Source organism: Collinsella sp. AM40-7AC, from assembly GCF_003468125.1.
GTDB lineage: Bacteria > Actinomycetota > Coriobacteriia > Coriobacteriales > Coriobacteriaceae > Collinsella > Collinsella aerofaciens_O.
Genome location: NZ_QSGK01000012.1, coordinates 40,134 through 53,717, shown reverse-complemented (window position 1 = coordinate 53,717; position 13,584 = coordinate 40,134). Strand labels below are relative to the sequence as shown.

7 protein-coding genes are annotated in these 13,584 nt (G+C 60.9%); all 7 read right to left on the bottom strand.

Features of this window, described 5'->3' with window-relative positions; genetic code table 11:
- Window positions 1-108 precede the first annotated feature (108 nt).
- The 7 genes from DW892_RS09305 to glgB all read right to left on the bottom strand — a co-directional run bounded on the left by DW892_RS09305 (window position 109) and on the right by glgB (window position 13,522).
- A complete protein-coding gene (locus DW892_RS09305) occupies window positions 109-345 on the bottom strand; it encodes an FmdB family zinc ribbon protein (RefSeq protein ID WP_117767140.1) in 237 nt (78 codons plus the stop codon).
- Window positions 346-433: 88 nt separating this feature from the next.
- Window positions 434-3,730, bottom strand: coding sequence for a 4-alpha-glucanotransferase (locus tag DW892_RS09300; RefSeq protein WP_117767138.1), 3,297 nt, complete (start codon window positions 3,728-3,730; stop codon window positions 434-436).
- A 216-nt stretch (window positions 3,731-3,946) separates the two neighbouring features.
- Window positions 3,947-6,271 (bottom strand): glycogen synthase GlgA, encoded by a 2,325-nt coding sequence (gene glgA, locus DW892_RS09295; RefSeq protein ID WP_233546907.1) that lies wholly within the window; start codon window positions 6,269-6,271, stop codon window positions 3,947-3,949.
- Window positions 6,272-6,361: 90 nt separating this feature from the next.
- On the bottom strand, window positions 6,362-7,489 hold the full coding sequence (gene glgD / locus DW892_RS09290; RefSeq protein ID WP_117767134.1) for a glucose-1-phosphate adenylyltransferase subunit GlgD: 1,128 nt from the start codon (window positions 7,487-7,489) through the stop codon (window positions 6,362-6,364).
- 4 nt (window positions 7,490-7,493) lie between these two features.
- Window positions 7,494-8,642, bottom strand: coding sequence for a glucose-1-phosphate adenylyltransferase (locus DW892_RS09285; RefSeq protein ID WP_035138263.1), 1,149 nt, complete (start codon window positions 8,640-8,642; stop codon window positions 7,494-7,496).
- Between the two features lie 104 nt (window positions 8,643-8,746).
- Window positions 8,747-11,173, bottom strand: coding sequence for a glycogen/starch/alpha-glucan phosphorylase (locus DW892_RS09280; protein ID WP_117767132.1), 2,427 nt, complete (start codon window positions 11,171-11,173; stop codon window positions 8,747-8,749).
- A gap of 93 nt (window positions 11,174-11,266) precedes the next feature.
- Window positions 11,267-13,522, bottom strand: coding sequence for a 1,4-alpha-glucan branching protein GlgB (glgB, locus tag DW892_RS09275; protein WP_117767130.1), 2,256 nt, complete (start codon window positions 13,520-13,522; stop codon window positions 11,267-11,269).
- Window positions 13,523-13,584 lie beyond the last annotated feature (62 nt).

Here is a 13,584-nt window from a genome sequence, read left to right as displayed (position 1 = left end):
CCGCTTCTACCCGCCAAATAGTCCTTATTCCACCGCAACTCATAAGGAAACCTGGTTAGCTAAAGAAGCGGCCCCGCGATCGGTGTTGATCGCGGGGCCGCGTTGTTTCTAGTGGCTGTGCGGGCAGTTGGCGCAGCAGCCGCTGGTAGCGCTGGTGCTGGAGCCACCGCTGCGCTGGTCGGTGTTGTAGAAACCGCTTCCCTCAAATTTAATGCCGCTGGCCGAGAACGTCTTGGCCGCCGGGGCACCGCAGCTCGGGCATAGGACCTCGGGGGTCTCGGACATGGGATGCTCAACCTCGAACACGTTGCCGCAGCTCGAGCACTTGTAATCGTAGCGCGCCATAATACTTCCTTTTCAGCACAAAGCGGGCAGATCGCTCTGCCCGCAAAAATTCAAACAGCTGTAACTGTACCCTATATCGGGGGTTTTATCACGCTTCGCCCCAGAATCTATGGGTGTTGCGCAGGAGCTGCGCAGTTTTGCCCTCGGCGGCCGCAACATCGGTCTCGTCAGCCTGCCAGGTCCAGTTGCCCGTGGCCACGCCCGGAACGTTCATGCGCGCGTCGTCGCCCAGCCCCAAGACATCTTGCAGCGGCATCATCACCAGGGGAGCGTCGCTTGCCAGCGCGTCGCTCATCAGCTTGGACGCCACCTCAACACCGCTCGGCACGTCACCACCCGCAAAGGAACGCGTGCACCAACCGGCCAGCGTCGACGTATCGTGCGTCGAGGTGTACAGAATCTTGCCGGGCGTAGGATGCACACCGCAACGAACGTCGTAGTCGCTAAACTCCAGCACGTCCATGCCGGGGAAACCGCAGGTCGAAGCCATAGCGCGAACACCGGGCGTCAAATAGCCCAGGTCCTCGGCGATAAAGTTGAGCGGACCCAGCTCGTCGTAGGCGGTCTGGAACAGGTCTTTGCCCGGTCCCGCCAGCCAACGACCGTCGGCGCAGGCCTTGCCCGCAGGAATGCTAAAGTAGCTGTGGAATCCCAGGAAGTGATCCAGACGCACGCGGTCGTAGAGCGAGAACGCGCGACGCAGGCGATCCATCCACCAGCCATAGCCATCCTGCTTCATGTGGTCCCAGCGGAACGTCGGGTTGCCCCACACCTGGCCCTCGGGCGCAAAGTTATCGGGCGGCGCACCGGAGATCTCAATCGCCTTGCCGGTATCGGACAGCCAGAAGTTCTCGGGCTCGCTCCATGCATCGGCCGAATCGTCCGAGACATACATCGGAATATCGCCGATGACCTCGATGCCCTTCTTGTGCGCATAGTTCATAAGCTCGCACCAGGCTAGGTCAAAGCGGTACTGCATGTACGCCTGCAGCTCTGCCTCGTCGTGGAAACGCTTGTCGTCAATCAGGTGCTCGTTGTAGCGCGCGACATCCGCCGGCCAATCGTGGCGCGACTCGCCCTCAAAGTACTTCTTAACGGCCATGTAGACGCAGTATTTCTCGAGCCAATCGGCGTTGCGATGTTTAAACGCGGTGTAGAGCGGATCGGCATCTTCGCCGCCACGGGCCTTCCAAGTCTCAAAGTCGGCCGCCAGCTCCTCTTGGCTCTCGGGCAGCAGGTCAATATTGCCCGCAAAGGCCGAAGGCCCGGCGTAAGGGGAGCGGAAGAAGTCCGTTGGGTTGACAGGCAGGACCTGCCAGTAGCGCATGCCCATAGCCGACAGATGGTCGATAAAGCGACGCGTGGGTGCGCCGATCGTGCCGGGCTTGCCGTCATCGGTCGGTACCGAGGTGATATGGCACACAACGCCCGCGCCGTGATCGAGCGGCTCCTGCAAGCGCTGCTCGGCATGGTGATAGATGATCGACGAGCCCAGCGGATACAAATCGAGCGTGACCGTGCCGTTGTGGATCTCGCACTCGTGACCGCTGATCACGTCACTCGCGCATTCGTCGAGCGCCGGAATCGTCACGCGGTGCGAATTGCGCAGACTACGGTTGATGATAACCGTCGCGGACTCGCCATCCTTGCCCGTGCGGTTGTATGCCAGCACCTCGTCGTTGAGCGCGAAGGCCTTGATCTCGCCGTCGATCATAAACGGCAGTGCGCGGCGTACGGCGGAGGCGTTTTTGACAATAGCCAGTGTGTCGAAGTCGTGCAGTTGGTCCTTGGTCGGCAGGGTGCGGCGGTTGCCCGGATCGGTTAGACCCTCCAGGCCGTATTCGTCGCCGTAGTAGATCGAAGGCACGCCGGGGAAAGTCATCTGCATGAGCGTGGCGAGCCAAAAACGGCTCTTGGCCAGGCCCATCGAGTTCTCGTCCAGGCGCCATTTGCTGCGTTCACACTCGGGCAGCTGCGACTCGTCGGGGCCGCCGCCGAGCACCGAAATGATACGCGGGCGATCGTGGCTCGACAGCAGGTTGAGCGCGCAGGACAATGCCTCGCTCGGGTAGTTCTCGCGGAGGGTCTCGATATCTTCAGCAGCTTGGTAAGCGTTCTTGTAGCCCATCAAAAAGCCGATGACCATGTCGCGGAAGGGATAATCCATGGCCGAGTCCAGCTCGGAGCCTTGCAGATAGCGGCGCAGATGGCCGTAGCTGATCTTGTTGGAGGCGTCTTCCCAGACTTCGCCGAGCAACAGTGCATCAGGCTTCTCGGCGAGCACGGCCTTTTTGATCTCGGCCAGGAAGTCATCGGAAAGCTCGTCGGCCACGTCTAGGCGCCAGCCATGAGCGCCGGCACGTAGCCATTTACGGATCACGCCGTCCTTGCCCAGGAGCCGCTCGCGTACCAGCTCAGAGCTCTCATTGATGGCGGGCATGTTGCCCACGCCCCACCAGCAGTCGTATGAGCCATCCTCGTGGAAATAAAACGCATCGCGCCATGGCGAATCCTCGCTCTGCCACGCGCCCACGCCGGGGTAGTTGCCGTAGCGGTTGAAATAGATCGAGTCGTCACCCGTATGGTTAAAGACGCCGTCCAGAATGATGGAGATGCCCAGCTTCTCGGCCGCCTGGCACAGCTCGGTAAAGTCCTGCTCGGTGCCCAGGATCGGGTCGATCTTGGTGTAGTCGGCCGTGTCGTAGCGGTGGTTGCTCGCGGCTTCAAAAATGGGGTTGAGGTAGATGGCTGTAAAGCCCAGCTCGGCGATGCGAGGCAGGTCTTCCTGGATGCCCTTGAGCGACCCGCCGTAGAAGTCCCAGGTCTTGATGGAGCCGTCTTCGGCGCGCTCGTACACGGGCGGCTCGTTCCAGTCCTCGACCATGCGGCGCTGGATTCCGTTGCGTGGTTTTTCGACCTCGGCCAGCGTGCGCTCGCGCCAGTTTTCATCTCGGGCGTAGCGATCGGGAAAGATCTGGTAGACCATGCCACGCTCGTACCACTCGGGACGCACTTCGCGGTGCTTATAGACGGTAATCTGGAAGGACGGCACCTCGGCGTAGTCGTAAGTTACGCCCTCGCCACCGGTGCGACCCTGCGGTGCGCCCAAGCGGACCTCGGGCTGGCCCTCGATATTGCAGATAAAGCTGTACCAGATAAGACAGGACTCGGTACACTCAAGCTCTACGGTATAAATGCCGTCGCCCTCGTGCGTCATGGGATACCGAGACTCACCGATCTCATCGACCCAGGTGCGCAGCGTAAGCGTTGCCTGGTTGGGGTCGGCATCCTCCAGAATCACGGAGAGCGAAAGGGTAGTTCCAGTGGTCACAGCGCCAAACGGAGTGCGAAACTGCGGAAGACGGCTGTTGTGTATCAATCTCATAATACGGTCCAGTTCAATAGAATCACGGCCTGCGGGCCATGGCTTTACGCACAAGTTGTAAGTATATCTGTTGTACACAGGCTGTATAAACAACATCCGTTTACCATCGGCGAACGGTCGTCCTAGAAAATCGTTTTACCACTACCTACAGAGAAGGGGCACCCAGTTGGAGCGCCCCTTGCTTAGGGTTTGATGAGGTTTTGAATCGTCTGCGTACTAGCGGCGCTTGCGGGTGGCCGTTGCCTTGCGGACGGAGGTCTTCTTGGTCGGAGCCTTTTCCTCGGTCGCGGCGACGGGGGAGACCGGGGCCTTCTTGGCGGGCTCGGGCTTTGCCTTTACCTCGGCCTTGGGCTCCTCTTTAGCGGCAGCGGGCTTGACCTCGGCTGCCTTCGGCTCAGGCTTGGCCTTTAGTGCGGTCTTGTCCTCGACCTTAGCCTCCGCTTTGGGAGCAGCAGCCTTGGTCGTGGACTTCTTGGCCGTCGTCGTTGCGCGCTTGCGCGTGGTGGTCTTGGCGGCCGGCTTGGCCTCAACGGTTACCTTGGCCTTGGATTCGGCGGGCGTCTCCTCGACTTTGGCGGCCGGCTTTGTGGCTGCCTTGGTTGTGGCGGCCTTCGTGGTCGTCGATTTCGTTGGTGTGGTCTTCTTGGCAGCTGTTGCCTTCTTGGCGGTCGCGGTCGTCTTCTTGGTAGCGGCCTTGGCCGGTGCCTTTGCCGCAGCCTTAGCCTCGACGGCGTCGGCCTTTACCTCGGGAGTAGCCTCGGCTTCGGCGGCCTTCTTGGCAGCTGCGGTGGTGCGCTTGCGCGAGGTCGTTGTCTTGACAGCGGTGGTCTTGGTTGCCGTCGCCTTGGCCGCTGTGGCCTTCTTAGCCGTCGTCTTACGAGTCGTGGTCTTCTTAGCTGCAGGCTTTGCAGCTGGCTTGACCTCGGACTCTGCCTCAGGAGCAGCCTCAGCCTTCACCTCAGACTCGGCCGTAACGGGCTCAGCTTCAACCGGCTTCTCTTCGGCCTTGGGCTCCTCAGCGGCCACCGGCTCAGCAACAGCCTCAGGCTCGTCGACAACAGCCACCGGGCGCTCGATCTCCGGGTGCATAAAGAAGTACAGGTCCAGATACTTATCGGCCGAGCGCGTCCAGCTAAAGTCCTGGCTCATGGCCTGCGTTACCAGCTGGTTCCAGGCGTCGCGGTTATCCCAGAACAGACGCGCCGCGCGGAACACGGCGTCGCCCATCTCGTCGCCGTTAAAGTTGGTAAACGAGAAGCCCGTGCCCTCGCCGGTAAACTCGTTATACGGAATCACCGTGTCCTTCAGGCCGCCGGTCTCGCGCACGATAGGCAGGGTGCCGTAGCGCATGGCGATGATCTGCGACAGGCCGCAGGGCTCAAACTTCGAAGGCATTAGGAACATGTCGGCGGCGGCATACATGCGCTGCGACAGCGCAGGATCGAACTCGATGCGTGCGGCCATGGTACCGGGGTACTTGTCCTGGAAGTAGCGCAGACCGTCCTCGTAGTCGCGGTCGCCGGTGCCCAGCACCGCCACCTGCACGCCGCCGGCCAGAATGCGGTCGAGCGCGTACATGACCAGGTCCATGCCCTTCTGGCGCGTCAGGCGCGTGACCATGACCATAAGCGGACGGTCGTCGCGAACCTCGAGCCCCAGCTCTTCCTGCAGCTTGGCCTTGCATACGGCCTTACCAGAACGGTCCTCCACGGTGTAGTTGGCGGCAATGCGTTTGTCGGTCGCCGGGTCAAAGCCCGCCACGTCAATGCCATTCAAAATGCCCTGCAGCGCATAGGAGCGCTCGCGCAGCACGCCGTCCAGGCCCTCGCCAAACTCGGGCGTCTGGATCTCGCTGGCATAGGTGGGGCTCACCGTGGTTATGGCGTCGGCATAGCGCAGGGCGCCCAGCATGTAGTTGATGCTGCAGGCGTCGCAACGCAGCTGCGAGGCGGCCGCCGGAATGTGTGCCACACCCAGGATGTCCTCCATCACGGTGTCGCTAAACTGGCCCTGGAACGCCACGTTGTGGATCGAGAACACGGTCTTGACGCGGTCATACAGCGGCAGGCCCTGGTAAAACTCGCGCAAAAACACGGGCGCAAGTGCCGTCTGCCAGTCATTGCAGTGCAGGATGTCACACTCAAAGTCGGCCGGCAGGTGCTGCAGGCTCTCGGTGATGGCCTTGGAGAAGAACGCAAAGCGCTCGCCGTCGTCAAAGAAGCCGTACGGATAGTCGCGCGCAAAGTAGCGCTCGTTGTCGATGAACATATAGGTGACGCCGTCGTGCTCGAGCTTCTCGAGTCCGCAGTACTCGTTGCGCCAGCCCAGACTCACGTAAAAGTCGGAGAAGTGCTCCATCTGCGCCTTGTACTCGTCCTTTATGGTGGCGTACTTGGGCACCATCACGATAACTTCGGCGCCGGCGCGCACAAGCGCCGCAGGCAGCGAGCCTGCCACGTCGCCCAGGCCACCGGTCTTTACAAACGGTGCGCACTCGGCCGAGGCAAACACGATCTGCATCTTTTTGCTGGAATCTGCCATATTGTCTCCCATGTTGCAATTCGAGAATAGCCGCCTGGCGCTAACCGGGCGGCTATTCTACTTGTTACGAGCGATGTTGCGGTGCCAACGTTAACGTACGATGGTGGTGTCGGAAGTTAACGGAGCCTTGCCCAGCACCAGGATGTTCTCGGGCGTGCCGCGAAGCTCGGTGTTGGTGGGAACCACGTTGTTTTTGTCCAGAATGGCGTTCTCAACGCGGGCGCCGCTCTTGATGATGCAGCTCTGGTTGATGATCGAGTTGGTCACCGAAGCGCCTTCCTCGACTACGACGCCGCGCGACAGGATCGAGTTGCGCACGGTGCCCTTGATGATGCAGCCGGCCGAGATGATCGAGTTGCAGGCGTGGCTGCCGGTCGCATAGCGCGAAGGCGGCACGTCGTGAGCCTTGGTCAGGATCGGGCGCTCGGGGTCAAAGAGCTGGTCGGCCACGGTCTGGTCGAGCAGGTCCATGCTGCGGCGATACAGCGACTTCTCGCTAAACACGCCCACGACCTCGCCCTTGTACTCGTAGCTGCACACGTCGATGTTGCCAAAGTCGCCCTGGAGTGCCTCGAGCAGGTCCAGATAGTCGGCGGCCTGGTAGTGGTCGATAATCTCGAGCAGCGTATCGCGGTTGACGATGCAGCAGTCCATAGAGGCGTTGTCGCCGTACACGATGCCGGCGCTCACGCCCGTCAGGCGGCCGTTCTCGTTAATCTCGAGCTTGGTCTCGTCATCGACGTTGCGCGTGGCCTTGCAGTACACCACGGTCATCTGGGCACCGGAGTTCTCGTGCGCCTCGATGATGGTGTTGAGGTCCATGTTAAAGATGATGTTGGTGCCCATCATCACAACATAGGGCTTCTCCGAGCGCTGGAACAGCGTCTTGTTGGAGATGATGTCGCGCAGCAGGAAGCGCATGCCGCCCTTGGTGGTGCCATACGCGTTGCCGGGCACCATGAACAGGCCGCCTTTCTTGCGGTCCAGGCCCCAGTCCTTGCCCGAGCCCACGTGGTCGATCAGCGAGCGGTAGTTGCCCGGCATGACGACGCCGACGGTCTTGATGCCGGCGTTCATCATGTTGGACAGCGGAAAGTCGATCAGGCGGTAGCGGCCCAAAAACGGAACGGATGCGATGGGGCGGTCCTTGAGCAGCACGCTGCCGTAGGTCGAAGAGTAGTTAGCGGTGATATAACCGATGGCCTTGCGATTGATCATCGGATCATTCCCCCTTCCCGATAACGACGTCATTTCCAACGACGGCCGTATCCTTGGTGGTATCGACAGAGCCGAGCTTCACGCCCTCTTCGACCGTGGAGTTCTCGCCCAAAATAGCGCGGCAGATGTGCGCGCCGCTCTTAACGTGCGCACCCGGCAGCAGCACGGAGTCCTCGACCACGGCGCGCTCCTCGATGATGACATCGGTCGAAAGGATCGAGTGGCGAGCGGTGCCGTAGATCTTGCAGCCGTTGGAGACCAGGCAGTCGTCCAGGCGGCCGTCAGGGCCAATGTAGTGCGGCGGACGCGTGGTGATGTTGGACATGATGGGGAAGTTCTTGTCGAACAGATCGAACTCGGGGTTGTTACCCAGCAGGTCCATCGAGGTCTCATGGAAGCTGGCGATGGTGCCGACGTCCTTCCAGAAGCCGTGGAACTCGTAGCTGTACAGGCGCTTGTTCTCACCGAGCAGCTTGGGGATGATGTCCTTGCCAAAGTCGTGGCTCGAGCGCTGGTCCAGAGCGTCCTCCTCGAGCGCCTCGATCAGCACGTCGGCCGAGAAGATGTAGATGCCCATGGACGCGAGGTTCGAATCGGGCTTCTCGGGCTTCTCGGTGAACTTGGTGATGCGGCCGTCTTCGGGGTCGGTGGTCAGGATGCCAAAGCGGCTGGCCTCCTCCCACGGCACGGGCATAACGCTCACCGTGAGGTCGGCGTTGTTCTCAATGTGCGTCTTAAGCATCTTGCGGTAGTCCATGCGATACAGGTGATCGCCCGAAAGAATCAGGACGTACTTGGGGTCGTTGGCCTTGATGTAGTCGAGGTTCTGCGTAATGGCGTCGGCCGTTCCCGCATACCAGGCGCCGCCGGTCTGCGTCTCGTACGGCGGCAGGATCGACACGCCGCCGTCGCGGCTGTCCAGATCCCACGCCTCGCCGGAGCCCACGTAGGCATGCAGCAGGTAGGGACGGTACTGCGTCAGAACGCCCACCGTGTCGATGCCCGAGTTGGAGCAGTTGGACAGCGAAAAGTCGATAATGCGGAACTTGCCACCAAAGCTAACCGCCGGCTTGGCGATCTTTTGGGTGAGTGCCCCCAATCGGCTGCCCTGTCCTCCTGCGAGGAGCATCGCGATGCATTCTTTCTTACTCATCGATTTCTCCTTCTGTCATCGATGTTCCTAACCCATTAGCGACGGGCGCGGCGCACTGTCACGCCCGTCGAGTAATGCCGTGCGGCAAAGGGAGCTCGCGCGCTTTATGCGTGCCAGATCTCGTCGCGATACTCGCGAATGGTGCGGTCGGACGAGAACCAGCCACTCGAGGCGGTGTTGAGCAGGGCCTTGCGGTTCCAGGTCTCCTGGTCGCCGTAGCTGCCCGTGAGGTTCTCCCATGCATCCACGTAGCTACGGAAGTCAGCCATGACTAGGTCGGGGTCGTTGTTGTTCATGAGCTCGTTGTAGATGCTCTCGAAGTTGCCCGAAAGACCCGCAAACGTGTTGTCCTTGAGCTCGTCCATCACGCGGCCCAGACGCTCGCGGTCGCCGTTGAGGGTATCCCACGCAAAGTAGCTGTTGGATGCCCAGAGCTGCTCGACCTCGGGGGCGGTCAGGCCAAAGATGGCCTCGTTCTCGCGGCCGGCCAGATCGGCGATCTCGATGTTGGCGCCGTCGAGGGTGCCCAGCGTAATGGCGCCGTTCATCATGAGCTTCATGTTGGACGTGCCCGAGGCCTCCTTGCCGGCCGTGGAGATCTGCTCCGAGATCTCGGCGGCGGGGTAGATGAGCTGGGCGTTGCTCACGCGGAAGTTGGGGATAAAGCAGACCTTCATGACCTCGTTCACGCGAGCGTCGTTGTTGATGACGTCGGCAACGGAGTTAATGAGGCGGATGGTCTCCTTGGCAAAGGTGTAGCTCGAGGCAGCCTTGCCACTAAAGATGAAGGTCGTCGGCGTCACGTGGAATTTGGGATCGGCAATGCGACGGTTGTAGATGTCCATCACCTTCATGATGTTCATGAGCTGGCGCTTATAGGCGTGGAAGCGCTTTACCTGGACATCGAAGACGGTGTTGGGGTCGATGACCAGACCGGTCTCGGCCTTAACGTAGGCGGCCAGACGCTCCTTGTTGGCGCGCTTGGAGGCACCCACGGCCTTCAGGAACTCGGTGTCGTCCTTAAACTCCTTGAGTTTCTCAAGCTCAAAGGCGTCTTTGAGCCAGCCATCGCCAATGGCCTCGGTCACGAGCTTGGCGTAGGTGGGGTTGGCCTCGGCAAAGAAGCGACGGTGCGAGATGCCGTTGGTCTTGTTGTTGAACTTCTCGGGCGTCAGGGCATAGAAGTCCTTGAGCACGATGTTCTTGATGATGTCGGAATGGATCTTGGCCACGCCGTTGACGCTGTGGCTGCAGATCACAGACAGGTTGGCCATGCGAATCTCGCCGTCCCACAGGATGGCGGTCTGGCGCAGACGCTCCTGCCAGCCCTCCTTCGTGGTGTCGAACGACTCGTGCCAACGACGGCTGATCTCGTCGATGATCTGGTACACGCGGGGGAGGAGCTTGGAGAACGTGCCGATAGGCCACTTCTCCAAGGCCTCGGGCAGGATGGTGTGGTTGGTGTAGCTCACGACCTGCGTCACGATGTTCCAGGCGTCGTCCCACTCGAGCCTTTTCTCGTCGATGAGAATACGCATGAGCTCGGGGCCGCACATGGCGGGGTGCGTGTCGTTGGTGTGGATGGCCACAAACTGCGGCAGCAGCTCCCAGTTCTCGCCGTGCTCCTTCTCAAAGGTGTCGAGCAGGCTGTAGATGCCGGCCGAAACAAACAAGTACTCCTGCTTCAGGCGCAGCAGACGACCGTGCTCGCCGGCATCGTTGGGGTAGAGGATGGCGCTGATGGCCTCGGCCTCGGCGCGCTCGGCATCGGCCAGGGCGTAGTCGCCTCGGTTGAAGGCCTCCAGATCGAAGTGCTCCTCGACCGGCTCGGCAGCCCAGACGCGCAGCTTGTTGACGGTCTCGCCGGCATAGCCCACGACGGGGATGTCATAAGGGACGGCCAGGATATCCTGCGTGTCCACCGTGCGGTAAAACGTGCGGCCATCCTCCTCAAAGCCCTCGACGCGGCCGCCAAACTTGATGGTCACGGCCTTATCCTGACGACGGACCTCCCAGGGATAGCCGTGGGTAAGCCACTCGTCGGTGGCCTCGACCTGGCTGCCGTTGACGATCTCCTGCTTAAACAGGCCGTAGCGGTAGCGCATGCCGTTGCCGTAGCCGGCAATGCCCTCGGCTGCCATCGAATCCAGGAAGCATGCGGCCAGACGGCCCAGGCCACCGTTGCCCAGAGCCGGATCGGGCTCCTGGTTCTCGATGACGGACAGATCGAAGCCCATGTCGTCGAGCGCCTCGGCGACCATGTCGCGCACGCCAAAGTTGAGCAAGTAGTTGTCGAGCAGTCGGCCGATCAAAAACTCGATCGAGAAGTAGTACACGCGCTTTTTGCCCTCGGCGGTGACGCGGGCGTTGCTCTTGGTGGCAACGGTGCGCGCCTTCTCGGCCACGAGCTTGGCCAGGGCATTAAAGCGGTCGAGGTCGCTGGCGGCCTCGACGCTCTTGCCGCTGATGCTCATGACGGCATCGCGATAGAGCTCGGTAAACTCCTGCTTGTTGTCGAAGATCTTATTCATACGTTCCTTTCCCCCGGGAGTTGTTCCCCGAAACGGTTATGACATGTATCCTACGCCCTCGCGGGGCGGGTAATTACAGCTGTAACGGTTTTGTTACGCATCCTTGGCAGACGGCTTAGCAGAAGCAGACTTGGCCTTGGTAGCGGCCTTTTTGGCAGCCGGTTTCTTGGCTGCGGCCTTAGCAGCGGGCTTTGCAGCAGCCTTGGCCTTGGCCGTGGCAGGAGCCTTCTTGGCAGCCGCGGGCTTGGGCTTCACCAAGGACGTGCGCTTTTTGGGCGCAGCCTTGGGCTCCTCGACCACAGGCGGCATATAGCTGCTGGGACCGCGGCGCTTAAGCACCACGCCTGCCAGGCCGGGAACCTTGATCTCGATGGAGTCCATCTGCCCGTTCCAGGGATAGGGCTCGCTCGAGCAGGTGTAGGGCTCCTCGCCGGCATAGCCGCTGCCACCGAACTCGGGACGGTCGGAATCAAAGATGACCTCCCAGTCACCCTCGCGCGGCACGCCCACGCGGAAGCTCTCGTAGCTTGCCGGGTCAAAGTTGATCAAGATCACCAGGTCGTCATCGACGTCCTCGCCCTGGCGCACAAAGCTCACGATGGACTGCTTGGAGTTGTCCGCGTCGATCCAGGTAAAGCCGTCATCGGTGTAGCCGCGCTCGTACAGGGCGGGCTCGGCGGTGTACAGGTGGTTGAGTGCCTTGATGAACGCCTGATGATGACGGTGAGTCTCGTACTCCTCGGTCAGGAACCACTGGATGGACTCGTAGTAGCGCCACTCAATAAACTGGCCGATCTCGTTGCCCATAAAGTTGAGCTTGGCGCCGGGGTGCGTCATCTGGTAGAAAGCCAGCGTGCGCAGGCCGGCAAACTGGCGCCACCAGTCGCCCGGCATGCGGCCGATGAGCGAGCACTTGCCGTGCACGACCTCGTCGTGGCTTAGCGGGCAGATAAAGTTCTCGGTAAAGGCGTACATAATGGAGAACGTGAGCAGCCCGTGGTTGCCGGGGCGCCACGGAAAATCGGTTTGCATATAGTGCAGGGTGTCATTCATCCAGCCCATGTCCCACTTGTAGTGGAAGCCCAGGCCGCCGTCCTGCGGCGGATAGGTCACGAGCGGCCACGCGGTGGACTCCTCGGCCATCATCATCACGTCGGGGTAGTGCGCCTCTACGGCGCAGTTGACCTGGCGGATAAACGCGCTGGCGTCCAGGTCCTCCTCGGTACCGTACTTGTTGAACTTCTTTTGGCCGGGATCGTCAATGCCAAAGTTGAGGTACAGCATGCTGGACACACCGTCCATGCGGATGCCGTCCACGTGGAAGTTTTCGAGCCAGTACAGCACGTTGGAGACCAGGAAGGAGCGGACCTCGCCGCGGGCGAAATCGAACTTGTGCGTTCCCCAGTTGGGGTGAATCTCGTGCTCAAACAGCATGTGGCCGTTAAAGGTGGCAAGGCCGTGGGAGTCGGCGCAAAAACCGCCGGGTACCCAGTCCATGATCACGCCGATGCCTGCCTCATGGCATGCATCGATAAAGTGCATGAGCTGCTGCGGGTTGCCGTAGCGTGACGTGGCGGCGTAGTAACCGGTCGTCTGGTAGCCCCAGGAGCCATCGAAGGGATGCTCCATAAGCGGCATGACCTCGATATGCGTGTAGCCCATGTCGTGCACGTAGTCCACGAGCTCCACCGACAGGTCGTCGTAGGTGTAAAACTCGCCGCGCTGCGCGGGGAAGGGATCCATGGGGCCGGGATAGTTGCCGTACTCGTCCGGCTCGCCCTGCGGCGCGTCGCCGTGGCGCTTCCACGAGCCAATATGCACCTCGTAGATGTTCAGCGGCTGCGACATGTGGTTGTGGCCGGCGCGCCGCTTGAGCCACGCGGCGTCGTTCCACTTATAGCCATCGAGGGTCCACAGCACGCTGGCGGTACCCGGAGGGCACTCAGCCTTAAAGGCGTATGGATCGGCCTTGTAGAGCTTTTCGCCCTCGTTGGTTTCGATGAGGTACTTATAGAGCTGGCCCTGCTCGGCGCCAGGAATAAAGCCTTCCCAAATAGCGCTCGTATGCACGGGCACCAGAGGGTTGGCTTCTTCATCCCAGTCGTTAAATTCGCCAATGACATGCACGCTCTTTACATCGGGCGCCCAAACGCAAAAGCGCCAGCCGCGCGTACGGTTCTGCGTGTCGGGGTGCGCGCCCATCTTTTCCCAGCTGCGCTCCCACGTGCCGATGCCAAATAGATAGACATCGTCCTTGGTGAGCTCCGGTGCGTGCGGGGCGGCTTTACGGGTTGCGGGCTTTTTAGCCGTTGGCTTTAGCTTTGTATCGCTCACGTTTGATCCCATCATGACGCGGCAGCGTGTTGCCTTGGTGACTAGATGCGAAAGGTCCAAGGCTGCACGAATCGAAG